The sequence below is a fragment of the Streptomyces sp. NPDC102490 genome, assembly GCF_044765285.1.
In the GTDB taxonomy this organism is placed as follows: domain Bacteria; phylum Actinomycetota; class Actinomycetes; order Streptomycetales; family Streptomycetaceae; genus Streptomyces.
Map to the genome: position 1 here is coordinate 36,474 of NZ_JBIWJU010000020.1, position 25,795 is coordinate 62,268.

Genomic DNA, 25,795 nt, shown 5'->3' on the forward strand with positions numbered 1-25,795 from the left:
CCGGGTGTCAGTCCCGGGCCGCCTCCGGGTGGAGCCGCACCCAGCCCGCCCAGGCCGACGTGATCATGTCCTCTACGTCGTACTTGGCCTTCCAGCCCAGTTCGACGGCGGCCCGGTCGGCCGAGGCGACGACCCGGGCCGGGTCGCCGGGACGGCGGGGGGTGACCGTCGGCGGCTGGTCGTAGCCGGTGAGGGCATTGATGCGGTCGATCATCTCGCGGACGGAGACGCCCTCGCCCCGGCCGATGTTGAGGGTGAGGGCACGGCCCGGGGAGGACCGCAGGGCGCGGGCCGCCGCCACATGGGCCTCGGCCAGGTCCACGACGTGGATGTAGTCGCGCACGCAGGTGCCGTCCGGCGTCGCGTAGTCGTCGCCGAAGATCCGGGGGGCCGCGGACTCCGTCAGCTTCTCGAAGACCATCGGGACGAGGTTGTAGACGCCGGTGTCGGCCAGCTCCGGGCTCGCCGCGCCCGCCACGTTGAAGTAGCGCAGGGACGCCGTGGCGAGCCCCGCGGCCTTGCCGGTGGCCCGGACCAGCCACTCGCCGGCCAGCTTGGTCTCGCCGTACGGCGACATCGGCGCGCAGGGCGTCTCCTCGGTCACGAGGTCGACGTCGGGCATGCCGTACACGGCGGCGGAGGAGGAGAAGACGAAGGACGGGACCTCGGCCTTCGTGACCGCGTCCAGCAGGACGCGCAGGCCCTCCACGTTCTCCCGGTAGTAGTGCAGGGGCAGGTCCACCGACTCGCCGACCTGCTTCTTGGCGGCCAGGTGCACCACGCCGGTGACCGAGTGGTCGGCCAGGGCGCGCGCGACGCGCTCGCCGTCCAGGACCGAGCCCACCACCAGCGGGACACCGTCGGGCACGCGCTCGGCGATCCCCGTGGACAGGTCGTCGTAGACCACGGCCTTCTCGCCCGCTTCGGTCATCGCCCGTACGACATGCGCCCCGATGTAGCCGGCGCCGCCGGTGATCAGCCAGGTCATTGCGGCCGTCCCCTTCGTTCAGTGTTCCTTGCTAGCCATGATCCGTCATCCCCGCGCCCGCCGGGCGCCCGCACCCCTCAGGACGGATCGGGGGCCGGATCGGTGCCGTACGCGTCCAGCGCCGCCGTGAGCCGGTCGAGGCGGGCGCGCAGGTCCCGGACCTCGGTGAGGTCCAGGCCGGTCGCCGCGGAGATCCGGCGCGGCACCTCGACGGCCCGCTCGCGCAGCGCCGCGCCCTGGCCGGTCAGCCGCACCTCCACCGACCGCTCGTCGCGCGCGCTGCGCTCACGCCGGACCAGACCGGCCGCCTCCAGCCGCTTCAGCAGCGGGGACAGTGTGCCGGAGTCGAGACGGAGGTGCTCGCCGAGCTTCTTCACCGGCAGTTCGCCGTGCTCCCACAGCACCAGCATGACCAGGTACTGCGGGTAGGTGAGCCCCAGGTCCTTGAGGACGACGCGGTAGACGCCGCCGAAGGCGCGCGACGCGGCGTTCAGGGAGAAGCAGATCTGCTGGTCCAGGCGGAGCCAGTCGGTCGCGGGCGTGGTCATGCGCTCCAGGGTAGCCGACCGTTTCCTGGCCCGCTATTAAGTTGCGCGCAATTCAGTTGCGCTCAATTCGAGAGCGTGCTCTACTTGCGGTTGTCAGGCACGCAGGTCTCCTCCCGAACCCCTGAAAGGGACGGTTCTCCCATGGACGCGCTCTACACCGCCGCCGCCACCGCCACCCACGGCCGCGACGGCCGCACCGTCAGCTCCGACGGCAAGCTCGACCTCGCCCTCGGCGTCCCCGTCGAGATGGGCGGCAACGGCGAGGGGACCAACCCCGAGCAGCTGTTCGCCGCCGGGTACGCCGCCTGTTTCGGCAGCGCCCTCGGGGTGGTCGGCCGGGCGGCGAAGGTGGACGTCAGTGATGCCGCGGTGACCGCCGAGGTCGGCATCGGCAAGCAGGGCGAGGGTTTCGCGCTCGCCGTCACCCTCCGGGTCGAGCTGCCCGAGGGGATCGACGAGGAGACCGGCCGCAAGCTGGTCGAGCAGGCCCACCAGGTCTGCCCCTACTCCAACGCCACCCGCGGCAACATCCCGGTCGACCTCGTCATCGAGTAACCGCCGGGGCCCCGTTCACCCGACCCGCGCCAGCACCTCACCGGTCCGTTCGCTCCACGCCACGACCACCGCCTCCTCGGGCACCGGGTGCCAGCGGGTCAGCAGCAGCCAGCGGACGCGGTAGCGGCGGGCGACGGCGGTGCGTTCGGCGCGGGTGGAGTCCGGCGCGAGGTACGCCTCGACGTCGGCCACCCGCCGCCCGCGCTCCCGCTCGTCCAGCGACGGGTCCGGCCAGGCGGGCGCCGCGAGGTTCGGCCCGTACCCGGCGATGGCGTGCCCGGCGTAGTAGCCGTCGGTGATCACCACCTCGCCGGGCCCGATGTGCCGGGCCGCCCACGCGTACGTCGGCCAGTTGGGCGGCTGCTCGAAGCCCACCGGGTCCAGCGCGCGCGGCACCACCGCCCCCGCGTGGACCGTGAGGAACCCCAGCAGCGCGCCGGCCGTCGCGGCCCAGCCCAGCGCCGCCCGCCACCGCCCCCACGGCCGGGGCGCCGCCAGCTCCACCGCCAGGGCGAACTGCACGGGCACCAGCGTGAGCCCGAGGATCCGGCCGTAGGTGTAGTGGCCGCTGAACCAGCCGTACGCCACCACCGCGCAGTCCAGCGCGAACATCAGCACCAGCGGGTCCCGCCGCGAGCGGCGCCCGCGCGCCCACAGGGCCGGCAGGCCGAGCAGGGCCAGCCAGAACTCCCCGGGCAGGTGGAGGTACAGCACCCGGTGCATGGCGTCCACGCTGCCGTCGCCGGCCAGCGCGAACACGTCGAAGTACGGCCAGGCCGCCGCCGCCCCCACCGCCACGGCGCCCGTCAGCGCCCACCGCCCCACGACCGGCCCGCGCCACCCGCGCTGCCACCCGGCCACCAGCGCCACCGCGCCGAGCACCGCCGCCACCGAGGTGATCGGGTGGACGAGGAGGATCAGGCCGTACAGGGCGCCGAGCCCCGCGTAACCGGGCAGGCCGCGCAGCCCGCTCGGCCCCACGTACCGCACCCGGCGCCGGTCCCGCGCCCGCGCGCCGGTCAGCGCCCAGGCCCAGAAGGTGAGCCCGATCGCGCACGTCGACGGGTAGCCGAGGTTGCCGGTCATCGACATCAGCCCGAGATAGCCGCTCCACCAGGCCCGCTCGGTCCCCCACAGCAGCGTCATCGCGCCCAGCGCGAGCACCGGCGCCCACGGCCGCGGGGTCAGCACCCGCACGAAGCGGCCGAGGCCGGTCAGCAGCACCAGCAGGTTCAGCGGCCCGGCGAGCCGCACCACCTCCCAGCCGCCCAGCCCCGTCAGCCGGGCGAACACGCCCTGTGCCACCGCGTACGGCGAGTAGTACGCGCTGCCCGCGCCCGGCAGGTCGGCCATCGGATGCCGGGGATGGAGCAGATTCGCCCTCAGGCGCTCGACCACGGCGGCGTGCTGGCCGGCGTCGCAGCACAGCGGCACCGCCCAGTACGCCAGCGTCAGCACGAGGAAGAAGAGGAAGCCGGCGGCCTGGTACGGGGTGGGACGCCAGGCGCGTCCGCCGCGCAGGGCCGTCGCGCCGCGCACCGGCCGCCGGACGAGGACGTCGGCGCTCACGACACAGCGGAAGTGTGGGGCATTCGGGACATTTGGCGTATGTTCCCGGCGGGGTTGCCCCGGTCAATCCCTCACCGGCCCAAGTCACCCGGGTAGCGGACGCTCAGCCGGTCGCGCCCGCCCGGTCCGGCTGGCCCTGTGCCGGCAGCGGCACCCGGCCGCCCCGCACCACCGGCTCCAGCAGCAGCGGCACCCCCACCACCGGCAGCAGCCAGGCCAGCACGATCAGCCGCTCGCCCCAGATGTTGATGTCCGGGTGCCCGGCCTGGGTGAGGAACCCGGTGCACGCCGCCGCGACCAGGAAGCCGCCGACCGCGCCGCCGCGCCGCAGGGCGCCCCACGCCCCGGCGGCCAGCGCCGCCACGAACAGCGGCTGCCACGCCTGCCTGCGCAGCCACTCCACCCAGAAGTTGCCCTGCAACTGCCAGAACTCCGGCCACGGACGCTCCCGGTCGGGACGGGCGAAGTGGCCGGTGAGCAGGTCCTGGAGGCTGTCCGCCTCGGACGGGTAGTGCAGCAGCCGCGCCAGCAGCAGGGTCGCGGCCGCGCCGGCCAGGCCCACGGCCGCGAGGGCCAGCACGTCCCGGAGCTCCGGGTCGCCCCGCCCCCGAAGCCGCCGAGCACGCCGCCGGTACCGGCGCAGGGCGATCAGCGCGCCCGCCGCCGCCAGGCACAGGCCGAGGAACAGCGCCTGGGAGTGCTTGACCGCGAACAGGGCAAGCAGCGACCCGGCGACCAGGGCGAGGCCCATCCGCCGCCGGCCCGCCCGCAGCACCAGCGCGCAGCCCCACACCGCCGCCAGGGTCAGCGCCATCAGCAGGCCCTCGGTCATCGGGCGCATCGCGGTCGTCCCGCACGGCAGCACGTAGTACAGCGCCTGCCCGGCCAGCGCGAGCGGCACCGGCACCGACAGGGTCCGCAGGATCAGGAAGACCAGGACGCCGCCCGCGCCCGCGATCACGACCCCCGCGGCCCACAGGCCCCACGTCGTGCCGAAGGCCAGGACGAACGGCACCAGGAACGCGGGATAGCCCGGCCGCGCCTCGAAGATCGCCATGAAGCGCTCCGACATGTACGGCACCGTGTGCCCGCCGGTCTGCCCGGCCGCCAGCCGCGGCTGCACCGCCGCCCACTCCCGCGCCCGGCAGTCGGCCAGCACCGCGGCGGTGGGGTCGGGGCGGTGGAAGCGGACCACGTGCACGCTCTGGTCCCGGCGGGCCCGCTCCGCCCGGCTCGCGCACACGTAGTCGATGGTGGCCGTGGCCGCCCCGCGCTTGTCCTTCCCGGCCAGGCTCAGGGCATACGACAGGTAGTTCCTGGTGTCGGGCGTGTCCCGGCCGGTGACGTTCGCCAGCTGGAGCGCGGCGAACACCGCGACCAGGAGGCACACCCCCAGGACCGGGCCGCGGGGTCTCATGTGGAGGGCAGCAGGTCGCGTCCGGACGGGACGGCGCGGGCACCGGGCACGCCGGAGGGCTCCGGCGCGGGCATCGGCTCGCCGAGGAGCAGCGTCCGCACCACCCGCTCGGCGGCCCGCCCGTCCTCGTACTCGCAGTACCGGGCCCGAAAGGACGCCCGCAGCCGCGCCGCCTCCTCGTCCCGCCACGCCCCGGACGCCAGCAGCCACGCCAGCTCCCGGTAGGAGCGCGAGACGTGCCCGGGCGCCTCCTCGGTGATGTCGACGTACGTGCCGCGGGTCGCGGTGTACGGGCCCCAGTCGTCGGCGTGGATCACGACCGGCCGGTCCAGGAGGACGTAGTCGAACATCAGGGCGGAGTAGTCGGTGATCAGCACGTCGGAGGCGAGCATCAGGTCCTCCACGTGCGGTTCGTCCGTCGCGTCGATCACCACGCCGCGCCGGTGCAGCTCCGTGAGGCCCAGACCGCGCGCCGGGCCGGTGGCGAGGGACGGGTGCAGCCGCACCACCAGGGTGTGGCCCTCGCCCAGGTCGGCGGCGAGCCGGGCCACGTCGAGGCGCTCGACGAGCCCGCCGCGCCGGTACTCGCGGCGGGTCGGCGCGTACAGCACGACGGTGTGGCCCTCCGGGACGCCGAGCCGCTCGCGGACCCGGCGGCCCGCCTCGGGACCGGCGCCGACCAGGGCGTCGTTGCGCGGGCTGCCGGTCCGCGCGGACGTGAAGTGGCAGGGGTAGGCCCGCTCCCAGATCCGCTCTGCGTACCGGCTCGCGACCAGGCTGTGGTCCCAGCGGTCGGCCCGGCGCAGCATCTGCGGCACGTCCAGACCGTGCCGGGCACCGGGCCTGCCCAGCAGGTCGACGCCCATGTACTTGAGCGGGGTGCCCTGGTGGGTGTGGATGTGGACGCTGCCGTCCCGCTTGGCCACCGTGCCCGGCCAGTTGACGTTGTTGACGAAGAACGCCGCCCGCTCGGTCACCCGGCGGTAGGCGGCACTGCCCAGGATCACGTGCTCGGTGCCCGGCGGCACCAGGGCGGGGTCCGCCGCGCACTCCTCGTCCCGCACCACCCACACCCCGCGCAGGTGCGGCGCCAGTTCGCGGGCCGCGCGGTGGATCGCGCCGGGGTCGCCGAGCACGCCCCGGTGGGAGAACGCCGAGTACACCACGAGGCCGGGGTCCAGGGCGCGGCGGGGGAGCACGGCGGCGACCCGGCGGGCCCGCGCCGCGAGAGCGCCGCGCGCCTGCCGGGTCCGGCGCTCCGCCTCCCGGGCCGCCCGCCCGGACTGCCGGCGCAGCCGGTAGGCGGCGTACGACCCCTCCAGCACCCGGAGTTCGGCCGGGGTCGCCGTGTCCTTCGGCCGGTACGCGCGGAACATCTCGGCGGTGCGGTGGAAGAACTCGGCCCGGTCGGACGGCGGCAGCCGGTCCGGCTTGGACAGGATGTCCAGGCAGTGCTCGCCCATCTTGGCGTGCAGGAACGGCCGCCACCTGGCCGCCGCCTCCGGGCGGGCGTCGAGGAAGGCGAAGACCCGCTCGTACTGCGCGTGGACGTCGAAGTGCTTGCGGCTGGTGGTGGACAGGATGTTGCCCTGGCGGCGCTGGCGGTAGTTCAGGCAGATCCGGTCCAGCGTCGCGATCCGCTCCGCGCTGAACATGACCGGGAAGGTCCAGGGCGTGTCCTCGTAGTAGCCGGGCGGGAAGGTGAAGCCCTCCCGTTCGACGAAGTCGCGCCGGTACACCTTGTTCCACACCACCATCAGCAGATCGAGGATCTCGGGGTGCTCGGCCGCCGTGAACGTGCCCTCGCCCGCCTCCGCGAGCACCCGGGCCAGGACGTTGCGCCGGGTGCCGCCCCACCAGTAGGTGCGCGCGTAGTCGAAGACCAGCACGTCCGGATCGTCCGTCTCCGCGAGCCGGTCGGCCATGGCGCGCAGCGCGCCCGGGGTGAGGGTGTCGTCGCTGTCCAGGAAGAAGAGGTAGTCGCCGCCGGCGTGCGGCAGCCCGGCGTTGCGGGCCCGGCCGAGGCCGACGTTCTCCTCCAGGTGCAGCACGCGCACCCGCTCGTCGCGGGCCGCGTACTCGTCCAGGATCGCCCCCGAACCGTCCGGGGAGCAGTCGTCGACGGCGATCACCTCGATGTCCCGGAAGGACTGGTCCAGGACCGAGTCGAGGCACTCGCGCAGGAAGCCCTGCACCTTGAAGCAGGGGACGATGACGCTGAAGCGGGGCACGGCGGGGTCAGCTCCTTACGAGGGTGGCGGCGGCGGGGGCCGGGACGCGCTCCGCGAGCGGGATCACCGGCGGCAGCGCCTCGGGCGGCTCGCCGAGCAGCACCCGGCGCACGACGCGCTCGGCGGCCCGGCCGTCGTCGAACTCGCAGAACCGCTCCCGGAAGGCCGCCCGCAGCGCCGTCGACCCCGGGCCCGCGTAGCTGCCGTCGGCGAACACGCGGGCCAGCTCCTGCGGGGTGCGCGCCACCGGTCCCGGCGGGGCCGCCATGAGGTCGAAGTAGACGCCCCGGGTCTCCCGGTAGACGTCCCAGTCCTCGGCGTACACGACGATCGGACGGTCCAGGTTGGCGTAGTCGAACATGATGGACGAGTAGTCGGTGACCAGCGCGTCCGCGGCCAGGCACACGTCCTCCGAGGAGCGGTGCGCGGTCACGTCGATGACCCGGCCGGTGCCCGTCCGGCTCCCGCCCCGGTCGTAGAAGTAGTGGGCGCGCAGCAGCACCACGACGTCCTCGCCGGCCGCCTCGCAGAACGCCTCCAGGTCCAGGCCGCCCGCGCCGAAGCCGGTCTCCCAGTCCCGGTGCGTGGGCGCGTACAGGACCGCCGTCTTCCCCTCCGGGACGCCCAGTTCGCGGCGGACGCGGGCCACGTCCTCGGCGGTCGCCGTGCAGTAGACGTCGTTGCGCGGATAGCCGTACTCCAGGTGCTCGTAGGAGCCCGGGAAGGCGCGCTCCCACATCTGGGTGGAGTGCCGGTTGGCGGACAGGTTGAAGTCCCAGCGGTCCACGCGGCCCAGGAGCTTGGTGAAGCTGCCGGTGGCCGCCGCCACCACCGGGTACGTCGACTGGTCCACGCCCATCGTCTTCAGCGGGGTGCCGTGCTGCGTCTGCACGTGCACGCTGCCGGGGCGCTTGACGACGCCCTCGGCGAAGTTGGCGTTGTTCACCAGGTATGTGGCGCGGGCCAGCACCTCCCAGTACCGGGGGCTGCCGATGACGGCGTGGTCGACGCCCTTGGGCACCGTGTGCGCCTGGTCCGGCTCGACCAGGAACACCGACTTCAGGTGCGGGGCCAGTTCGCGGGCCCTGGCGTGGATCGCGGCCGGGTTGCAGGCGTAGCCGCGGCCCCAGTAGGCGCAGTACACGACGAGGTTCGGGTCCAGCGGGCGGCGCAGATGGCGGCGGTAGCGCAGGCGGGTGCGCAGCCCCCGCGGCCACGGCAGGCGGCGCAGCAGGCCGGTGGCCGCCCGGTTGGCGGCGCGCAGCGCGCGGAAGCCGGTGTACGACCCCGACGCCAGCAGCCGGTGCTGCACGCCGAGCCGTCCGCCCGGCGGCCGGAAACCGGCGGGGCGGTGGCGCCGGTACAGGCGGCTCGCCCGGCGGTAGAAGGCCCGGCGGGCCCGTCGGGGCAGGCGCCGGGGGTGGGTGGCCGTCTTCAGGACCACCGCGAAGAGCTGCTCGAACAGCGGTCCGAACCGCTCGGGCGGCAGGCCCAGCCCGGCGGCGTGGGTGAGCGCCAGTTCGGCCTGGTCGAGCAGGTCCGCGTGGTGCTCGCCGGGCAGGTTCAGCCGGCTGCCCTGGCGCCGCACCCGGTGCCGTACGACCACCTCGCGCAGCACCGCCACGCGCTCGGCGCGCGCCGCGACCCGGGCGCCGAAGCCGAGGTCCGTGTAGTGCCCGGCGGGGAAGTCCAGCCCGCGCTCGGCGAGGAAGGTGCGGCGGTGGACCGCGCTCCACGCGGGCAGGTGCACGCCGGTCAGCCGCGGGGCGCGCTCGGGGGTGAAGGCGCCGTCCGGGGCCTTCGCCAGCAGCGGGGCGGCCGGGTTGGTGGTCTCGCCCTCCCACCAGGGCACGCGCTCGTACTCGAAGTACAGGACGTCGACGCCGCCGGTGTCCGCGAGCCGCGCGTCGAGGGCGGTCAGCGCCCCCGGCACCAGGGTGTCGTCGCCGTCGAGGAACAGCAGGTAGGCGCCGGTCGCCGCCCGCATCCCGGCGTTGCGCGCCCCGGCCAGACCGGCCGACGGCGGCGCGTGCACGAGCGTCACCCGGGAGTCCCGCCGGGCGTGCTCCCCGGCGACGTCCGCCGCGGTGCCGTCCGGGCCGTCGCAGACCGGGATCAGCTCGAAGTCGCCGAAGGACTGGCCGAGGACCGAGTCCAGTGCCTGGGAGAGCCGCCCCGCGACCCCATGGGACGGGACGATGATGCTGAAGCGGGGCATACTGCTCTTTCTCTCGTGGTCCTGGTCCGACGCGTCCTGTCCGACTCGTCCTGTCCGACTCGTCCGGGGACCAGGGGGGAACTCCCAGTGGGACAACGGTGGTCAGAGGCTGTCGGTGACGGTGCGGGGCCCCGCGGGTTGCGGCACCGTGGCCAGCGGGGTGCGGGCGAGGACCGCCGCGGCCGAGGGGGCGGGGCGGCGCTCGGCGAGCGGGACGACCGGCGGCAGGTCCCGCTCGCCCAGGACGACTCTGCGCACCACGCGTTCGGCGGCGCGGCCGTCGTCGTAGGGGCAGAACCGCTCGCGGAAGGCGGCCCGCAGCCGCGCCGACCGGGCGCCCTGCCACTCGCCGCTCGCGAACAGGCCGATCAGCTCGTCCTCGTCCCGCGCGATCGCGCCCGGCGGGAAGGAGCGCAGGTCGACGTAGGTGCCGCGGACCGCCTCGTACGCCTCCGGCTCGTGGGCGTGGATCACGACCGGGCGGTCCAGGCCCGCGTAGTCGACCATCAGGGACGAGTAGTCGGTGACCAGGGCGTCCGAGGCCAGGCACAGCGACTCCACGTGCGGGTGGCCGCCGACGTCGAGGACCCGGCCGCCGGACGCGGCGAGCGGGCCGCCGTGCCGGGGATGGGCGCGGGCCAGCACCACGAAGCGCGGGCCGAGGCGGCGCACGACGCGCTCCAGGTCCAGGTCGGCGCGCTGGGTGCGCCGGTAGTCGCGGTGGGTGGGCGCGTACAGGATCGCGACCGTGCCCTCGGGGATGCCGAGGGTCTCGCGCAGCCGGGCCACGTCCGCCGCCGTCGCCCGCTGGAGGACGTCGGTGCGCGGCTGGCCGCACTCCAGGGTGGTCCAGCCGCCCGGGTGGACGCGTTCCCAGGTCAGGGTGGAGTGGCGGTTGGCGGAGACCACGTAGTCCCAGGAGCCGGCCTCGCGCAGCAGCCGGGCGAAGTCGGTGCCGCGGGCGGCGGCCGGGCGCTGCTGGAGGTCCAGGCCCATGTGCTTGAGCGGAGTCCCGGACCGGGTCTGGACCAGGACCTGTCCCCGGCGCCTGACCAGGCCCGCGTCGAAGTCCGCGTCGCACACCAGGTAGCGGGAGCGGGCCAGGGCGGTCCAGTGGGCGGCCGTGCCCGGGGTCAGGCGGCGCGTGCCGGGCGGGACGGTGTGGTGGTGCACCGGGTTGGCGGCCCACGCCGTGCGCACGTGCGGCGCGAGACGGCGGAACGCCGCCTCCAGCGCGCCCGGGTCGCGGCCGTACCCCCGGTGCCCCTCGACGGCGAAGACGGCGCGGTCGGCGCGCAGCGGCAGGCAGCGCTGGACGCGGTAGTGCAGGCGGAGGGCGCCGGTCCGGGCGGCGCGCAGCAGCCTCCCGGTGAGCTGTGCCGTACGGCGGCGCAGCGCGGACGCGAGGCGCAGGGCGCCGTAGGTGCGGCGCAGGCCGAGGCGGAGCAGGGCGTGGCGGAGGCGGACGGGCAGCGGGGCGCGGGCGCCGGGGGCCCGGTAGCGGCGGCAGTGCACGCGGGCCCGGCGCAGGAACTCGGCGCGCAGCGAGCGCGGGAGGCGGTCGGGGCGGGTGTACACCGTCGTCAGGTGGTCGGCCATGCGGCGGTACAGGACCGGCCGCCAGCGGGCCAGCTCCTCGCGTGACTCCGGATGCGTCTCCATGCGCGCCTGGAGGAACGCGAAGACGCGGTCGTACTGCGTGAAGACGTCCAGGTGCCGCTCGCTCGGCGTGCCCAGGATGCTGCCCCGCAGGCGCTGCCGGTAGTGGACGCAGACCCGGTCCAGGGTGGCGACGGACCCCGCCGTCAGCAGGACCGGGTACGTCCACGGCGTGTCCTCGTAGTAGCCCGGCGGGAAGGCGAAGCCCTCGCGCTCGGCGAACTCCCGCCGCACCGCCTTGTTCCAGGCCACCATCAGCAGCTTCAGCAGCCCCGGCCGGTCGGTGAGCCGGAACGGCGCCGGGCCCCGCTCGGTGAGGTGCGCGGCGGCCCGGTTGCGCACCGTCTCGCCGGTCCAGTACGTGCGCGCGTAGTCGTAGACCAGGACGTCCGGTTCGCCGGTCTCCTTGATCCGGTCGGCGATGCCGCGCAGCGCGTGCGGGGTGAGGGTGTCGTCGCCGTCGAGGAAGACCAGGTAGTCGCCGCCCGCCCGTTCCATCCCGGCGTTGCGGGCCGGGCCCAGGCCCTCGTTGCGCGGCAGGCGTACGACGCGGACGCGCGGGTCCAGGGCCGCGAACTCGTCGGCGATCGCGCCGCAGGCGTCCGGCGAGCAGTCGTCGACCACGATCACCTCGAAGTCCGGGTACGACTGGGCCAGCACCGACTCCAGGCACGCGTGCAGATACGCCTGCACCTGGTACGCGGGAACGATGACACTGAACCTGGGCACGGGGACATCCATCGGTCGGCGGGATCGGTGCGGGCGTTCGGCCCGGCAACGGCCGTCGGAGCGACATGGTTACGGTCCCCGGGGCATTCGGGGGACGTTGTGCCCGTACGGATGAGGGGGCGGACCGGAAGACCGGCCCGCCCCCTCAAGGGTGTTTTCCTCCGCGGCTACTTGACGGCGCCCGCCATCACGCCGGAGACGAACTGCCGCTGGAAGGCGAAGAACACGGCCAGCGGGATCACCATGGAGATGAACGCGCCCGGCGCCAGCACGTCGATGTTGTTGCCGAACTGCCGTACCTGCGTCTGGAGAGCGACCGTGATCGGCTGGTTCCCGGAGTCCGAGAAGATCAGCGCGACCAGCATGTCGTTCCACACCCACAGGAACTGGAAGATGCCCAGGCTCGCGATCGCGGGCCCGCCGAGCGGCATCACCACCCGCGCGAACAGCCGCAGTTCGCCGGCGCCGTCCAGGCGGGCCGCCTCCAGCAGCTCCCTCGGGATCTCCGCGAAGAAGTTCCGCAGCAGGAACACCGCGAACGGCAGACCGAAACCGACGTGGAAGAGGATCACGCCGAGCATCGACCCGAACAGGCCGATCTTGCCGAAGAGTTCGGCGATCGGGATCAGGGCGACCTGCACGGGCACGACGAGCAGCCCGACCACGGCCAGGAACCACCAGTCGCGGCCCGGGAACTCCATCCACGCGAAGGCGTAGCCGGCCAGCGCCCCGATGACCACGACCAGGACGGTCGCGGGGACGGTGATCAGCGCCGTGTTGAGGAGGGAGGAGGTGATGTCGCCGTTCTCGAGCAGCTTCTCGTAGCTCTGGAAGGTGAGCTGCGACGGCTCGGTGAAGACCTTCCACCAGCCGCTCGCCGCCATGTCCTCGGGCGCGCGCAGCGAGGAGAGCAGCAGCCCGATCGTCGGGACCAGCCAGAACAGGCCCACCACGATCAGGAACACCCGGACCACACCGCCGCTGACGGCCTCGGCGAGCCGGGACCCCAGGGACCGCCGCGCCTTGACGGCCGTCTCGGGCGGGCGCGTTGCCGCCGGGGTGAGGGAACCCGCGTCCGCGGTCATCGCCGCACCTCCCGCCGAAGCCGTCGTACGTTACTGCGCCATCCCGGGGGGTAACCCCCGGACCCCCAGCCGTCTCCCTGCGGAAGCGACTTCATCGCCGCACCTCCCGCCGAAGCCGTCGTACGTTGAACCACATCACCGGGATGACCAGGAGCAGCAGGAAGACCGCGATGGCGCTGGCGACGCCCGGCTGGTCCGAGGCGAAGCCCTTGCGGTACAGCTCCAGGGCGAGCACGTTCGCGTCGTCCTGGGAGGAGCCCGGGGCGATGATGAACACCAGGTCGAAGACCTTCAGCACGTTGATCATCAGGGTGACGACTACGACCGCGAGGACCGGCGCCAGGAGCGGCACCGTGACCCGTCGGAAGACCTGCCACTCGTTGGCGCCGTCCACCCGGGCGGCCTCCAGGAGCTCCCGGGGCATGCCCGCCAGCCCCGCCGCGATCAGCACCATCGCGAAGCCCGCCCACATCCACACGTACGATCCGATGATCGCCGGGGTGACCAGGGAGGGGCCGAGCCAGTTCAGGCCGTTGTACGGCTCCTTGAAGTTGTCTGCGGGCAGTCTGAGCAGCGCCCCGTCGGCCGCCGCGGGCAGCGTGAAGGTGCCGTCCCCGGCCGCCGTGGCCGACGCCACGACCTCGCCGTCCTTGACCGCCTCGATCTTCATCCCGGCGTAGCCCAGTTCGGCCGCGTCGACGCCGCCCAGGGTGCCGACGCCCTTGCCGCGGGTGAAGTCCTGCCAGGTGGTGCCGGTGACCTTGCCGTCCGCGGGCTCGGCGGTCGCGGCCTTCTTCGCGCCGTCGGGCATCAGGTCGGGGGCCACGCCCACCAGGGGCAGGACGACCGGAGTGCCCGCGCTGACCGGCTGCTTGGTGATGAACGCGCCGCCGCCGGCGGGCTTCAGCGGCGAGTCGCGGCCCGGGTGCGCCTTCGGGAACGCGGACGACTCGGCGAACGAGTCGTGCACCCCGACCCACACCGCGTTGGCGACGCCCTTGTCCGGGTCCTGGTCGTACACCAGGCGGAAGATGATGCCGGCCGCCAGCATCGAGATCGCCATCGGCATGAAGACGACCAGCTTGAACGCGGTGCCCCAGCGGATGCGTTCGGTCAGCACCGCGAAGATGAGACCGAGCGCGGTGGCGACCGTCGGCGCGAACACCACCCAGATGACGTTGTTCTTCAGGGCGGTGCGGATGCCGTCGTCGGTGAAGAGCGTCTCGTAGTTGTCGAACCCGGCGAAGGAGTCGCCGGACTGGTCGTAGAAGCTGCGGATCAGCGAGTACCCGATCGGGTAGACCACGAGCGCGCCGAGCAGCACCAGGGCGGGCAGCAGGAACAGTGCCGCCACGGACCTGCGGGTGCCGGTCACGCTCTTGCGCGACTTGGGTGACTTGGGGGCGGCGGGGCCCCGTGAGGCTCCCGCCGCCGTCGCCGACGCCATCGCGTCAGCCCCCGTAGGCGGCGGCCGCGTCCGCCTCCAGCTTCGCCTGGGCGCCCGCGACGTCCTTCGGGTTCTTCAGGAAGTCCTGCAGCGCCTTCCACTCGCCCTTGCCGGGGGTGCCGCCGAAGGCCTGCGGGGCCTGGTCCGACATGTCGAAGCGGAAGTCGTCACCGGCCGCGATCAGCGCGTCGGCGATCTTCTTCTGCACCTCGTTCGGATACACCGAGGAGTCGATGCTCTTGTTGGGCGAGAGGAAACCGCCGAGCTTCGCCTGGATCGCCGCGGCGTCGGGCGAGGCCAGCCAGGTGGCCAGCGCCTGCGCCGCCTTGGAGTCCTCGAGGACCACGGCCGCGTCGCCGCCGGACACCACCGGCGCGGTGTCGCCCACGGTCGGGAACGGGAACACCTTCGCGTCCGTGCCGACCTTCGCCTTGGTCTCGCCGATGTTGACCTGGGCGAAGTCGCCCTCGTAGACCATGCCCGCCTTGGGCTGGTCGCCGCCGGTGAAGGTCTGCGTCACCGAGGCCGGGAACTCCGTCTGGAGCGCCCCGGACGCGCCGCCCGCGACGAAGTCCTTCTTGCCCCAGATCTCCGCGAGGGTGGTCAGGGCCTCCTTCACGGACGGGTCCGTCCACTTGATCTTGTGCTGGGCGAGCTGGTCGTACTTCTCCGGGCCCGCCTGCGACAGGTAGACGTTCTCGAACCAGTCGGTGAGCGTCCAGCCGTCCGCGCCGCCCACGGAGAACGGGGTGACGCCCGAGTCGTAGACCATCTGGGCCGTGTTGAGCAGCTCCTCCCAGGTCTTCGGCTCGGCGGCGCCCGCGTTCTCGAAGACCTGTGCGTTGTACCAGATCAGCGACTTGTTGGCGGCCTTGTAGTACACGCCGTACTGCTTGCCGCCGACCTTGCCGATGTCCTGCCAGCCCGGCGAGTAGTTCTCGCCGAGTTCCTTGGTCGCCTCGGCGCCCAGCGGCTTGGCCCAGCCCTTGTCCACGGCCTGCTTGATGGCGCCGGGCTGGGGGAGCATCGCCACGTCCGGCGGGGCGCCGCCCGCGATCTTCGAACCGAGGAAGTTGATGATCGGGTCCTGGGCGGGCACGAAGGTCACCTTGGCGCCGGTGCGCTTCTCGAACTCGGCGAGGACCTTCTTGAAGTTCTCCTGCTCGGTGCCGGTCCAGACGGCGGCGACCTCCAGGCTCTCGCCGTCCAGCTTCGGGAGGGTGACGGAGGCGCCCGGCTGCTTGGTGCCGCCCTTGTCGCCACCGCCGTCGCCGCCGTTGTCGTCGTCGCCGCCGCACGCGGTGAGCGAGAGCGCGAGCGCCCCCGCGGCGAGGGTGGCGGACACCCTGGCTGCCCTCTTGCCGGTTCTGCGTGTCCGGATGCTGCTGCTCGTGCGCATTACTGCCCCGTTCTTCGTTCCTCGTCGAACGCTCGGCGCTGTCCCGTGCGCTCTGGTGTACGCCAGGGGGGTGAGGGCGGCAAGGGCGCGTCCGCTGTCAAGTGGGGTTTTGTGACCGCGTCGTGACCATGATCAGACGTCCGGCGTCGGTGCGGGCGTCTCGGGGGCTGCCGCCCCCGGGCCCCCGCTTCGGCCCGGACGGCCTCGTCCTCGAACGCCGGACGGGCTTGCGGGGACCGGCGTTCACAGCAGCGACGGGACCTCGGCCGCCGAGACCTCCCGGGCCGCCCGCTCCAGCGCGCTGGCCAGCAGGGCCAAGTCGGTCGGGCCGTTGCCCAGTTCGCGCACCGGGCGACGGGTGGGCGGGTCGCCCATGCGGTGCCACTCCAGGGGGACCACGGTGGGGCGCAGGGTCGCCGTGCGCGGGATGCGGCCCGTGACGCGGCCGCCCTGGAAGGCGGTGGTGCGTCCGTCGGGGTGCGCCAACCGCCCGCGTCCGGGCGTCGGTTCGTCCGGGCCCGGGGCCGGCGCGTCCAGCGTGATGCGCAGGGTCGCGCGCAGGGCGGGCTCGGTACGGTCCGTACGGCCGCCGGGCGCCGTGGCGGCCACCAGGTGGACGCCGAGCCGCTCGCCCTCCCGCGCGACGGCCTCCAGCGCCCGCATCACCGAACCCGCCGCCGGCCGCCCGGGGGAGCCGAGCGGGGGCGTGACCAGGCCGTCGAGGTCGTCGACGACCACGACCAGACGGGGAAGGGGCGGAACGGGTCCGGTCCGGCGCCCGGCGGCGGCCGGGCGCAGCCGCAGGGTGGAGCTGGGCGGGGACTCGACGTCCCCGGAGTCGGAGACCGGGGCGGGCCCCGCGGGCGTCGGCGCGCGCTGGGCGACGAGCCGGCCGGACACCTCGCGCCCGGTGTGCCACTCGGCGAAGTCCGACCGCCCGAGCAGCTCGGCGCGCCGCTTCAGCTCGGCGCTCAGGGACTGGGCGAACTCCCGCATCCGCACGGGGTCGTTGGCGGTGAGGTGGGTGGTGACGTGCGGTACGTCCGTGCACACGCGCAGGCCCTCGCCGTGGGCACCGCCCGAACTCACGCTGTCGCGGCCGTCCATGAGGACGACGCCGAGCCGGTCGGGGCGTTCGGCGGAGGCGAGCGAGGCGACGACCGCCCGCAGCAGCTCGGTGCGGCCGCTGCCGGGCGGTCCCTCGATCAGCAGGTGCGGGCCCTCGGCGGCCAGGTCGACCAGGACGGGGCCGCGCGGACCGGCGCCCAGCACCGCCTGCGCGCGTCCCCCGAGGGACTCCGTGTCGTCGGCCGCGGCGGCCCAGCGGGCCATCAGGGAGGCGGGGGTGGCGCGGGCCAGGCCCAGCTCGTCGAGGAGCCGGGCCGCCTGGGGCAGCGGCGCGGACACGCGCGTGTGCCGCTCGCCGCCGGTGGCGGTGTCGGTGCGCAGCGGGGCCAGGGCGCGCGCGAACCGCTCGGCCCAGGGCAGCGAGACGGCGTCCACCGTGCCCAGGGTGCCGTGACCGACCGGGCCGGGCGGGGTGCCCGGGGCCGCGCCCGCGCGGGCGACGCGCAGCAGGCGCAGGGTCGTCGCCACGTCGCCGCTGAGCAGCGCCACGGCACCGCAGTCGCGGAAGACCGGCGACACCGCGCAGGCCGCCTCGTACGTCCGGGTCACCGGGGAGGTGGGGGAGGCGGCGGCCGTCTCGGCGAGGCACACCACGTGGACACCGGCCCGCGGTCCCTCCAGGGCGAGCCGCGCCACCGCCTCGCGCACGTCGGCGCCGCCGGGGTCCCCGTCCACGACGACCACCGTGTACGGCCCGGTGAAGGCGCCGGAGGGGTCGGTGCCGGGGTCGGGCCGCGCCCAGGAGGGCTGCGGGCGGACGGCGCCCGTGGCCGCGGCCGGGTCCGGGTCCGTGGTCCTGTCCGGGGTCGTGCCCTGGGGGCGGGCTCCGGGCCGGGCCTCGTCGGCGAGGTGGTCGTCCAGGCGGCGCAGGAGTTCGGCGGCGCGGGCCGTGGCCTGTTCGCGGTCGTGGGCGAGCAGCAGGCGGCAGTCCTGGCCGTGCCCCGGGCGCACCTGCGGCAGCCAGCCCAGCCAGGACCACTCGGCCGTCCGCTCGGCCAGCGGCCGGGAACGGTCCGCGCTGATCAGGACGATCTCCAGGGTGTCGGCGGAGTGCAGCGCGGCGAGCTGCGCCAGCACCGAACGGGCCAGCCCGGCGAGCCGCTCCCGCGGGCCCGCGAGGCCGAGCGCGCCGACCTCGCGCAGGTCGGCGGTCACCGGCACGGCGGGCAGCGGGGCGTTGCCGCCCGGCACCACCCGGTCGGCCGTACCGAGCCGCACGGTCAGCGCCTCCGGGTGGCCCGGGCCGCGCTCCCACAGCCGCGGCCCCGGTCCCAGCGCCGTCAGCAGCAGCGACGCGGGGTCCGGCCAGGTCTCCTGGGCGTGCGAGGCGCCGGACGGGGCCGCCGGCGCCGGTCCCGGCCCCGCCTCGTCGGGCGCGTACGTGCCGGGCTCGGTGGCCTCCTGAGCAGTTCCGCGCCCGCTGGTCAGCCGCCGCGCCCACGCTCCTATCCCACCGCGCCTGCGCACCTCCTGCGGCACGTCGGTACCGCGCAGGGGAGTCCCCTTGCGTCCGGAGCGGGCGCCCGGAGCGTCGTCACGGCCGGTGCGGGGGTCCGGGCCGACGCCCTCGTCCCGGCCGGGCGCGGTGGCGGTACGGCGGGCCGCCGCACCGGTCGCGCCGGTACGGGAAACGGCGGCGCCGGACGTGCCCGCGCGGGCGGCGCCCGCGTCGGCTGTGCCCGGGACGGTCGCGTCCGGCCCGCTGCCGCGTGGGATGCCCGCGTCGGCCGCGTCCATACGGGCCGCGCCCGGCGTGGCAGGGCCCTCGCCGTACGCGTCCCGGCCGGGTGTCCGCGGGGACGCGCCGCCGTGGCCGTCCGCGCCGGGACCGCCGGTCGCGTACGTGCCCGCGCCCCGCGCGCCGCCGTGGGTCTCGCCACCGGCGGGGGACCGGCGGGGCAGGCCCGCCGCGGGGCCGGTGCCGTGGCTCTCGATGCGGGGCGCGCCGCCCTGGCCGGGGACCTGCGGCGGCTCGACGGGCACCCGGCCCGCCCTGTACCCCGAGGTGCCGTACGCGTGGTGGGTGCGGCCGTGGGGCCGGGGCGTGCCGTCCGGCCCGGTGGCGTGGGGCGCGGTGTCCGGCGCGGTCCCGTCCGCCGCGGCGGTCCGGTGTCCGCCTCCACCGCCCGCACCGGTCACCCCGGCGAAGCCCGCCGGTCCGTCCGGTCCGTCCGGTCCGTCCGGTGCGATCGATCCGGACGGCCGGTCCGCGGGGCCGTGGACCGGGCCCGGCGCGCGGGAGCGGCCCTCCGCGGCGCGCACCTGGCCCTCGGCCCCGTCCGCCACGCGCGCGTGGGCCACCGTGTCGCCGTCCCCGTCGCCCGGCGGGGGCGTCCGGGGCCCGGACAGCCGTACGTGGCCCTCCCCGTCCGGCGTCGTCTCCACCCGCGCCTCCGCGGCCGACGGCACCGGCATCAGCCGCAGGGCCGACTCGCCGATCCGCAGCAGCGCGCCCGGCGCGAAGCGGACCGGGCGGTCGGCCACGCGGGCGCCGTCCAGGGTGGTGCCGTTGGTGGAGCCGAGGTCGGCGACCGAGACGCGGGCGTCGGGACCGACGGTCACGGCGCAGTGCATCCGGGAGACGTCCGGGTCGTCGAGCGCCACATCGGCGTCGGCGGAGCGGCCGAGCCGGATCTGGCCGCCGTGCAGCAGATGGACGCCGCCCGCGTCGGGGCCCGCGACCACGTGGAGCTGGGCGGGGACGTCGGCCGGCTCGGTGTGCGGGTCGGGCTCGCCCGGGGCGCCCAGGAAGAGCACGGCACCGTCGATCAGCGGGGGCTCGCCCAGGGTGCTGCGCTGGGCGTCGAGGCGCTGCGCACCGGCGTACAGCACCACCTGGCCGGAGCCCGGGCCCTCGCCGGGGAGCGCGGCGGCCAGCGCGGAGGCGACCGCGGCCAGGGCGGTGCCGGCCGGAGCGGTGACGAGCACGTCACACCGCGCGGCGCGGTCCCCCGCCGAAGCGGACGGAGCGGCCGGAGCATGCGGGCCCAGCGGGTCTACGACGGTCAGCCGGATCTGCATCGCCGTAAGCGGTCCCTTCGCGCGGGCGCCCGCACGCCGGGACAGAAGCCGTCACCACGGTCCCCCACCGCGGACTTCCCCCACCGTCACACGAGCACGTCGGCCAGTACTGCACGCATCCTCGCACCTGCCACTGACAACGCGCCCGCCCCCCGCCTTCAAATGATCTTGATTGGTCGGCTCTGCCCCCAAAAATGCCTGCCAGGTGCCCCGCGGATGATCGAATGCCGCCCGCTTGAGATCGGTCACGTACGGGCAGCGGCAACCACGGGACCGGGTCGAGCGTCTTTCCTTCGAACATGGCCCGGGGGGCGGCACTACAGTTGGGTCCGACCGGGACCGACCCGTTCTGGAACAGTGGGTCCGAACAGCCAGCAAGCAACTAGGAGCGCATGACGTGCGGCCGGTAGGCAGCAAGTACCTCCTCGAGGAGCCCCTCGGCCGCGGCGCCACGGGCACGGTCTGGCGTGCCCGCCAGCGCGAGACCGCGGGCGCCGAGGCGGCCGTGGCCGGGCAGCCCGGCGAGACCGTCGCGATCAAGGTCCTCAAGGAAGAGCTCGCGAGCGACGCCGACATCGTGATGCGCTTCCTGCGCGAGCGCTCCGTCCTGCTCCGGCTCACCCACCCCAACATCGTCCGGGTCCGCGACCTGGTCGTCGAGGGCGAGCTGCTGGCCCTCGTCATGGACCTCATCGACGGCCCCGACCTGCACCGCTACCTGCGCGAAAACGGGCCGCTCACCCCGGTTGCCGCCGCCCTGCTCACCGCGCAGATCGCCGACGCGCTCGCCGCCAGCCACGCCGACGGCGTCGTCCACCGCGACCTGAAGCCGGCCAACGTCCTGCTGAGGCAGACCGGCGGCGAGATGCACCCGATGCTCACCGACTTCGGCATCGCCCGCCTCGCCGACTCGCCCGGCCTCACCCGCACCCACGAGTTCGTCGGCACGCCCGCGTACGTCGCGCCGGAGTCCGCCGAGGGCCGCCCGCAGACCTCCGCCGTCGACGTCTACGGCGCCGGCATCCTGCTGTACGAGCTGGTCACCGGCCGCCCCCCGTTCGGCGGAGGCTCCGCCCTCGAGGTGCTGCACCAGCACCTGAGCGCCGAACCGCGCCGCCCCTCCACCGTCCCCGACCCGCTGTGGACGGTCATCGAGCGCTGCCTGCGCAAGAACCCCGACGACCGCCCGAGCGCCGAGAACCTCGCCCGCGGCCTGCGCGTCGTCGCCGAGGGCATCGGCGTGCACGCCAACAGCGCGCAGATCGGCGCCGCCGAGAACGTGGGCGCGCTCCTGGCCCCCGACCCGGCGCCCGCACCGGTCCCGGACGCCCCCGGCGCCGCCTACGACCCGAACGGCGCGACCAGCGTCCTGCCGCACACCTCGGGCCCGGCGGGCGCCGCCGACCCCACCGCCGTCCTGCCGAGCACCGGGGCTCCCGACCCGACCGCCGTCATGCCGCCGGTGCCGCCGGGGCAGCCCGGCGCCCCGGGACAGGGCGGACCCGAGGACCCGCACCCCTGGCAGAACCAGCTGCGCGCCGCCCGCGACCGCAACGAGCAGACACAGGTCCAGTACCTCGACCCGAACCAGGACCCGCTGCGCCGCCGCCCCCAGCGGCAGGTCTCCCGCCAGCCGCAGCAGCCGCGCCAGGCCCCGCCGCCCCAGCAGCCCGGCTACGGCTACCCGCAGCAGCAGCAACAGCCGCAGCGCTACGCCACCCCGCAGCCCCAGCCCCAGCAGCCGCAGCGCCCCCAGCCGCAGCGGTACGCCCCGCCGCCCACGCCCGAGCCGCAGCCGCCTCGGCGCGAGCCCAGGCCGCCGCGCCAGCGCAGCGCCAACCCGATGCGCATCCCGGGCCTCGGCTGCCTCAAGGGCTGCCTGTTCACGCTGGTCATCCTGTTCGTGGCCGGCTGGCTCGTGTGGGAGCTGAGCCCGCTCCAGGACTGGATCGGCACCGGCAAGGGCTACTGGGACCAGCTCACCGACTGGGTCACCACCGTGACCGACTGGATCGGGGACCTGGGCGGCTCCAGCGGAGGCTGAGTCTGGAGACTTGTCGACATCCGGAGGGTGATTTCCGCCTCCACGGTGAAGGCCGGCTCCTCGGACGCGTACTTTTAGGCGCAACACGCGTCGGTAGGAGCAGTCTTGGCACGGAAGATCGGCAGCCGGTACACCGCCCACCAGATCCTCGGACGGGGCAGCGCCGGCACGGTGTGGCTGGGCGAGGGTCCCGACGGACCCGTCGCGATCAAGCTGCTGCGCGAGGACCTGGCGTCCGACCAGGAACTCGTCTCCCGCTTCGTGCAGGAGCGCACCGCCCTGCTCGGCCTGGAGCACCCGCACGTCGTCTCCGTGCGCGACCTCGTCGTCGACGGCAACGATCTCGCGCTGGTCATGGACCTGGTCCGGGGCACCGACCTGCGCACCCGCCTCGACCGGGAGCGGCGCCTGGCGCCCGAGGCCGCGGTCGCCGTCGTCGCCGACGTCGCCGACGGACTGGCCGCCGCGCACGCCGCCGGGATCGTGCACCGCGACGTCAAGCCCGAGAACGTGCTGCTCGACATGCAGGGCCCGCTCGGCCCCGGCGGCGCGCACCCGGCGCTGCTGACGGACTTCGGGGTGGCCAAGCTCATCGACACCCCGCGCCGCACCCGCGCCACGAAGATCATCGGCACGCCCGACTACCTGGCCCCGGAGATCGTCGAGGGCCTGCCCCCGCGCGCGGCGGTCGACATCTACGCGCTGGCCACGGTGCTCTACGAGCTGCTGGCCGGCTTCACGCCGTTCGGCGGCGGCCACCCCGGCGCCGTGCTGCGCCGCCATGTGACCGAGACCGTCGTCCCGCTCCCCGGCATCCCCGACGAGCTGTGGCAGCTCCTCGTCCAGTGCCTCGCCAAGGCCCCGGCCTCCCGGCTGCGCGCCTCCGAGCTGAGCGCCCGGCTGCGCGAGCTGCTGCCGATGCTCGCCGGAATGGCCCCGCTGGACGTGGACGAGCCCGACGCCGAGCAGCAGGAGGACGACTCCGACGCGTCCCCGGCGTCCCCGGCCGCCCCCGCGTCCGCCGCCGAGCCGGTACGGCGCCGGGGAGCGGTGCCCCTGGTGCCGGGGGCCAAGCCGGCCGACTCCAACCGCGACACCCACACGTCGATGCGCGTCCCCGCCCCGGACGAGCTGGCCGGCGGTGCCCGCGGCACCGCCCGGGCCCCGCGCGCCGCGGGCGCCCCGCGCCCCGGCTCGGCCCGCAACCGCGCCACCGCGCGGCGGCGCCGGATCGCGGTGGGCGCCGGCGCGCTCGCCCTGGTGGCGGCGATCGGCGTCGGTACGTGGCTGGTCACGGGCGGTGACGAGGACGGCGCCGGGCCCCAGGACACGCGGAACTCGGCACCGGCCGCTCCCTGAGGCCGGACCGCCCCCGGCGCCCGTGCCCGCACCCGCCGGGCGTGGACCGCCGGCCGGAGCCGTTACGCTGGACGCGTGGCAGTCGTCGATGTATCCGAAGAGCTGAAGTCCCTCTCCTCGACCATGGAGTCGATCGAGGCCGTCCTGGACCTCGACAAGCTGAGGGCAGACATCGCCGTGCTCGAGGAGCAGGCGGCCGCGCCCTCCCTGTGGGACGACCCGGACGCGGCGCAGAAGATCACCAGCAAGCTCTCCCACCTCCAGGCCGAGGTGCGGAAGGCCGAGGCGCTGCGCGGTCGGATCGACGATCTCGCCGTCCTCTTCGAGATGGCCGAGGAGGAGGACGACCCCGACACCCGCGCGGAGGCCGAGTCCGAGCTCACGGCCGTGAAGAAGGCGCTGGACGAGATGGAGGTCCGCACCCTGCTCTCGGGCGAGTACGACGCGCGTGAGGCGCTCGTCAACATCCGCGCCGAGGCGGGTGGCGTGGACGCCGCCGACTTCGCCGAGAAGCTCCAGCGCATGTACCTGCGCTGGGCCGAGCAGCACGGCTACAAGACCGAGGTCTACGAGACGTCGTACGCGGAAGAGGCCGGCATCAAGTCGACCACCTTCGCCGTGCAGGTGCCGTACGCCTACGGGACCCTCTCCGTCGAGCAGGGCACGCACCGGCTGGTGCGCATCTCGCCCTTCGACAACCAGGGGCGCCGCCAGACCTCCTTCGCGGGCGTCGAGATCCTCCCCGTGGTCGAGCAGACCGACCACATCGAGATCGACGAGTCCGAGCTGCGGGTGGACGTGTACCGGTCCTCCGGCCCCGGCGGCCAGGGCGTGAACACCACCGACTCGGCGGTGCGCCTCACCCACATCCCCACCGGCATCGTCGTCTCCTGCCAGAACGAGCGCTCCCAGATCCAGAACAAGGCCACCGCCATGAACGTCCTCCAGGCCAAGCTCCTGGAGCGGCGCCGCCAGGAGGAGCAGGCCAAGATGGACGCCCTCAAGGGCGACGGGGGCAACTCCTGGGGCAACCAGATGCGTTCCTACGTGCTGCACCCGTACCAGATGGTCAAGGACCTGCGCACGGAGCACGAAGTGGGCAATCCCGAGGCCGTGTTCAACGGCGAGATCGACGGTTTCCTGGAGGCCGGTATTCGCTGGCGCAAGCAGCGGGAGAAGTAACGCGAAGCGCAGTCGCCGCTTTGTCGACAAGGCAACTGCCGCCGTTCCGGCGGCGGTTGCCTTTTGTCTGCCGCCTGTTCGCCGATGATGTCTGGGTTTTGCATCACACTCACACCCATTGTGTCCGGCATACGTCCCGTACCTGGACATCGCGTACGCAATGGCCTTGACGTTGCTTTGAACATTAGGAATGGTGAGGCTCGGCATGCGTATTTCTGGGGCGCATGTGAACCGGGGGACTTGAGCACACACGCAGCCACCCCCGTCGATCACGGCCCCCGAGTGCGGCCTCACCGACTGAATCGGCTACTGGGGGTAGCAACTACATGACGAAGAAGACGCGCATCCGTGTCGCGCGCATAGCGGCCGGCGCCGTGATCGCGGCCGGTGCCTCCCTGACCGCCGCGGGTGCCGCTTCGGCGCTCGACATCGGCGTCAGCGCCAGCTCCGAGGACGGTCTCAACCTGAGCGTCCAGGGTGGCGAGGGCGACGGCGATCCCTGCGACATCGTCGTCGACCCCGCGTGCGAGACGGGCGGCAACGAGAACGGTGGCAACGGTGACGACGGTGGCGCCGGTAACAACGGCGGCAACGGTGACGACGGTGGCGCTGGCAACAACGGCGGCAACGGTGACGACGGCGGTGCCGGTAACAACGGCGGCAACGGTGACGACGGCGGTGCCGGTAACAACGGCGGCAACGGTGACGACGGCGGTGCCGGTAACAACGGCGGCAACGGTGACGACGGCGGTGCCGGTAACAACGGCGGCAACGGCGACAACGGTGGCGCCGGCAACAACGGCGGCAACGGCGACGACGGCGGTGCCGGCAACAACGGCGGCAACGGCAACAACGGCGGTTCCGGCAACGGCGGCGGAAGCGGCGACAACGGTGGCGGCAACGGCGGCAACGGTGGCAACGGCGGAAACTCCGGTGGCACCGGCGGCGGCGACAACACCACCCCCGACGGCGGCGGCAACGACAACGTCGCTCAGGAGGAGGGTTCCTCCGCGCTGACCGACACCGGCGAGGAGGCCCCGGCCTCCGCCGACACCGCCGCCCAGGGCAGCGGTGAGGAGCTCGCCGAGACCGGCGCCGCGGAGACCACGTTCCTGCTGGTCGGCGCCGCGACGATGATCGCCGGAGGCATCGGCTTCCGCTTCCTGCCGCGCCTGATGAGCGGCCGCGGCGGCGCCGCTGCCTGACGGTAGCGGTC

Annotated in this window: 16 protein-coding genes; 5 read left to right on the top strand and 11 right to left on the bottom strand. The window is 74.5% G+C overall.

Annotated features, from left to right (window positions below; all coding sequences use genetic code 11):
• Positions 1–7 precede the first annotated feature (7 nt).
• Entirely contained in the window at positions 8–988 is a 981-nt protein-coding gene (gene galE, locus ACIRGB_RS34335; protein ID WP_403873194.1) for a UDP-glucose 4-epimerase GalE, read from the bottom strand.
• 77 nt (positions 989–1,065) lie between these two features.
• Positions 1,066–1,536 carry a MarR family winged helix-turn-helix transcriptional regulator gene (locus ACIRGB_RS34340; protein WP_403873197.1) on the bottom strand — a complete coding sequence of 157 codons (471 nt, stop codon included), beginning with the start codon at positions 1,534–1,536 and terminating at the stop codon, positions 1,066–1,068.
• A 141-nt stretch (positions 1,537–1,677) separates the two neighbouring features.
• Between ACIRGB_RS34340 and ACIRGB_RS34345 the strand changes: the two genes are divergently transcribed.
• Positions 1,678–2,091, top strand: coding sequence for an organic hydroperoxide resistance protein (locus tag ACIRGB_RS34345; protein WP_403873200.1), 414 nt, complete (start codon positions 1,678–1,680; stop codon positions 2,089–2,091).
• 15 nt (positions 2,092–2,106) lie between these two features.
• Here ACIRGB_RS34345 and ACIRGB_RS34350 read toward each other — a convergent pair whose 3' ends face one another.
• The 9 genes from ACIRGB_RS34350 to ACIRGB_RS34390 form a co-directional block, all read right to left on the bottom strand.
• Positions 2,107–3,660 (bottom strand): hypothetical protein, encoded by a 1,554-nt coding sequence (locus tag ACIRGB_RS34350; RefSeq protein ID WP_403873203.1) that lies wholly within the window; start codon positions 3,658–3,660, stop codon positions 2,107–2,109.
• Between the two features lie 103 nt (positions 3,661–3,763).
• Positions 3,764–5,077, bottom strand: a complete 1,314-nt coding sequence (locus ACIRGB_RS34355) for a hypothetical protein (protein WP_403873206.1) — start codon at positions 5,075–5,077, stop codon at positions 3,764–3,766.
• Positions 5,074–7,308, bottom strand: a complete 2,235-nt coding sequence (locus ACIRGB_RS34360; protein WP_403873209.1) for a CDP-glycerol glycerophosphotransferase family protein — start codon at positions 7,306–7,308, stop codon at positions 5,074–5,076. The genes ACIRGB_RS34355 and ACIRGB_RS34360 overlap by 4 nt, the downstream gene beginning before the upstream one ends.
• A 7-nt stretch (positions 7,309–7,315) precedes the next feature.
• The gene (locus tag ACIRGB_RS34365) at positions 7,316–9,526 is read right to left on the bottom strand and encodes a CDP-glycerol glycerophosphotransferase family protein (protein ID WP_403873212.1); all 2,211 of its coding nucleotides are present in this window, start codon (positions 9,524–9,526) and stop codon (positions 7,316–7,318) included.
• A gap of 102 nt (positions 9,527–9,628) precedes the next feature.
• Positions 9,629–11,914, bottom strand: a complete 2,286-nt coding sequence (locus ACIRGB_RS34370) for a CDP-glycerol glycerophosphotransferase family protein (RefSeq protein ID WP_403873215.1) — start codon at positions 11,912–11,914, stop codon at positions 9,629–9,631.
• A 167-nt stretch (positions 11,915–12,081) separates the two neighbouring features.
• The gene (locus ACIRGB_RS34375) at positions 12,082–12,999 is read right to left on the bottom strand and encodes a carbohydrate ABC transporter permease (RefSeq protein ID WP_403873218.1); all 918 of its coding nucleotides are present in this window, start codon (positions 12,997–12,999) and stop codon (positions 12,082–12,084) included.
• A gap of 91 nt (positions 13,000–13,090) precedes the next feature.
• Complete coding sequence (locus tag ACIRGB_RS34380) at positions 13,091–14,446, bottom strand: carbohydrate ABC transporter permease (protein WP_403873221.1); 1,356 nt, start codon at positions 14,444–14,446, stop codon at positions 13,091–13,093.
• 4 nt (positions 14,447–14,450) lie between these two features.
• The gene (locus tag ACIRGB_RS34385) at positions 14,451–15,845 is read right to left on the bottom strand and encodes an ABC transporter substrate-binding protein (protein ID WP_403873224.1); all 1,395 of its coding nucleotides are present in this window, start codon (positions 15,843–15,845) and stop codon (positions 14,451–14,453) included.
• 243 nt (positions 15,846–16,088) lie between these two features.
• The gene (locus ACIRGB_RS34390) at positions 16,089–19,994 is read right to left on the bottom strand and encodes an FHA domain-containing protein (protein ID WP_403873227.1); all 3,906 of its coding nucleotides are present in this window, start codon (positions 19,992–19,994) and stop codon (positions 16,089–16,091) included.
• A 397-nt stretch (positions 19,995–20,391) separates the two neighbouring features.
• On the opposite strand from ACIRGB_RS34390, the gene ACIRGB_RS34395 reads away from it, so the two are divergent.
• The 4 genes from ACIRGB_RS34395 (at position 20,392) to ACIRGB_RS34410 (ending at position 25,784) form a co-directional block, all read left to right on the top strand.
• Complete coding sequence (locus tag ACIRGB_RS34395; protein ID WP_403873230.1) at positions 20,392–22,038, top strand: serine/threonine-protein kinase; 1,647 nt, start codon at positions 20,392–20,394, stop codon at positions 22,036–22,038.
• Between the two features lie 105 nt (positions 22,039–22,143).
• On the top strand, positions 22,144–23,397 hold the full coding sequence (locus ACIRGB_RS34400; protein ID WP_403873233.1) for a serine/threonine-protein kinase: 1,254 nt from the start codon (positions 22,144–22,146) through the stop codon (positions 23,395–23,397).
• 75 nt (positions 23,398–23,472) lie between these two features.
• Complete coding sequence (gene prfB / locus ACIRGB_RS34405) at positions 23,473–24,579, top strand: peptide chain release factor 2 (RefSeq protein WP_403873237.1); 1,107 nt, start codon at positions 23,473–23,475, stop codon at positions 24,577–24,579.
• A 326-nt stretch (positions 24,580–24,905) separates the two neighbouring features.
• On the top strand, positions 24,906–25,784 hold the full coding sequence (locus ACIRGB_RS34410; protein ID WP_403873240.1) for a hypothetical protein: 879 nt from the start codon (positions 24,906–24,908) through the stop codon (positions 25,782–25,784).
• Positions 25,785–25,795: the final 11 nt, after the last annotated feature.

Coding starts and splice junctions, on each gene's coding strand:
- galE (WP_403873194.1), bottom strand. CDS start 988: ATGACCTGGCTGATCACCGGCGGCGCCGGCTACATCGGGGCGCATGTC.
- ACIRGB_RS34340 (WP_403873197.1), bottom strand. CDS start 1,536: ATGACCACGCCCGCGACCGACTGGCTCCGCCTGGACCAGCAGATCTGC.
- ACIRGB_RS34380 (WP_403873221.1), bottom strand. CDS start 14,446: ATGGCGTCGGCGACGGCGGCGGGAGCCTCACGGGGCCCCGCCGCCCCC.
- ACIRGB_RS34390 (WP_403873227.1), bottom strand. CDS start 19,994: ATGCAGATCCGGCTGACCGTCGTAGACCCGCTGGGCCCGCATGCTCCG.
- ACIRGB_RS34355 (WP_403873206.1), bottom strand. CDS start 5,077: ATGAGACCCCGCGGCCCGGTCCTGGGGGTGTGCCTCCTGGTCGCGGTG.
- ACIRGB_RS34345 (WP_403873200.1), top strand. CDS start 1,678: ATGGACGCGCTCTACACCGCCGCCGCCACCGCCACCCACGGCCGCGAC.
- ACIRGB_RS34365 (WP_403873212.1), bottom strand. CDS start 9,526: ATGCCCCGCTTCAGCATCATCGTCCCGTCCCATGGGGTCGCGGGGCGG.
- ACIRGB_RS34375 (WP_403873218.1), bottom strand. CDS start 12,999: ATGACCGCGGACGCGGGTTCCCTCACCCCGGCGGCAACGCGCCCGCCC.
- ACIRGB_RS34410 (WP_403873240.1), top strand. CDS start 24,906: ATGACGAAGAAGACGCGCATCCGTGTCGCGCGCATAGCGGCCGGCGCC.
- ACIRGB_RS34385 (WP_403873224.1), bottom strand. CDS start 15,845: ATGCGCACGAGCAGCAGCATCCGGACACGCAGAACCGGCAAGAGGGCA.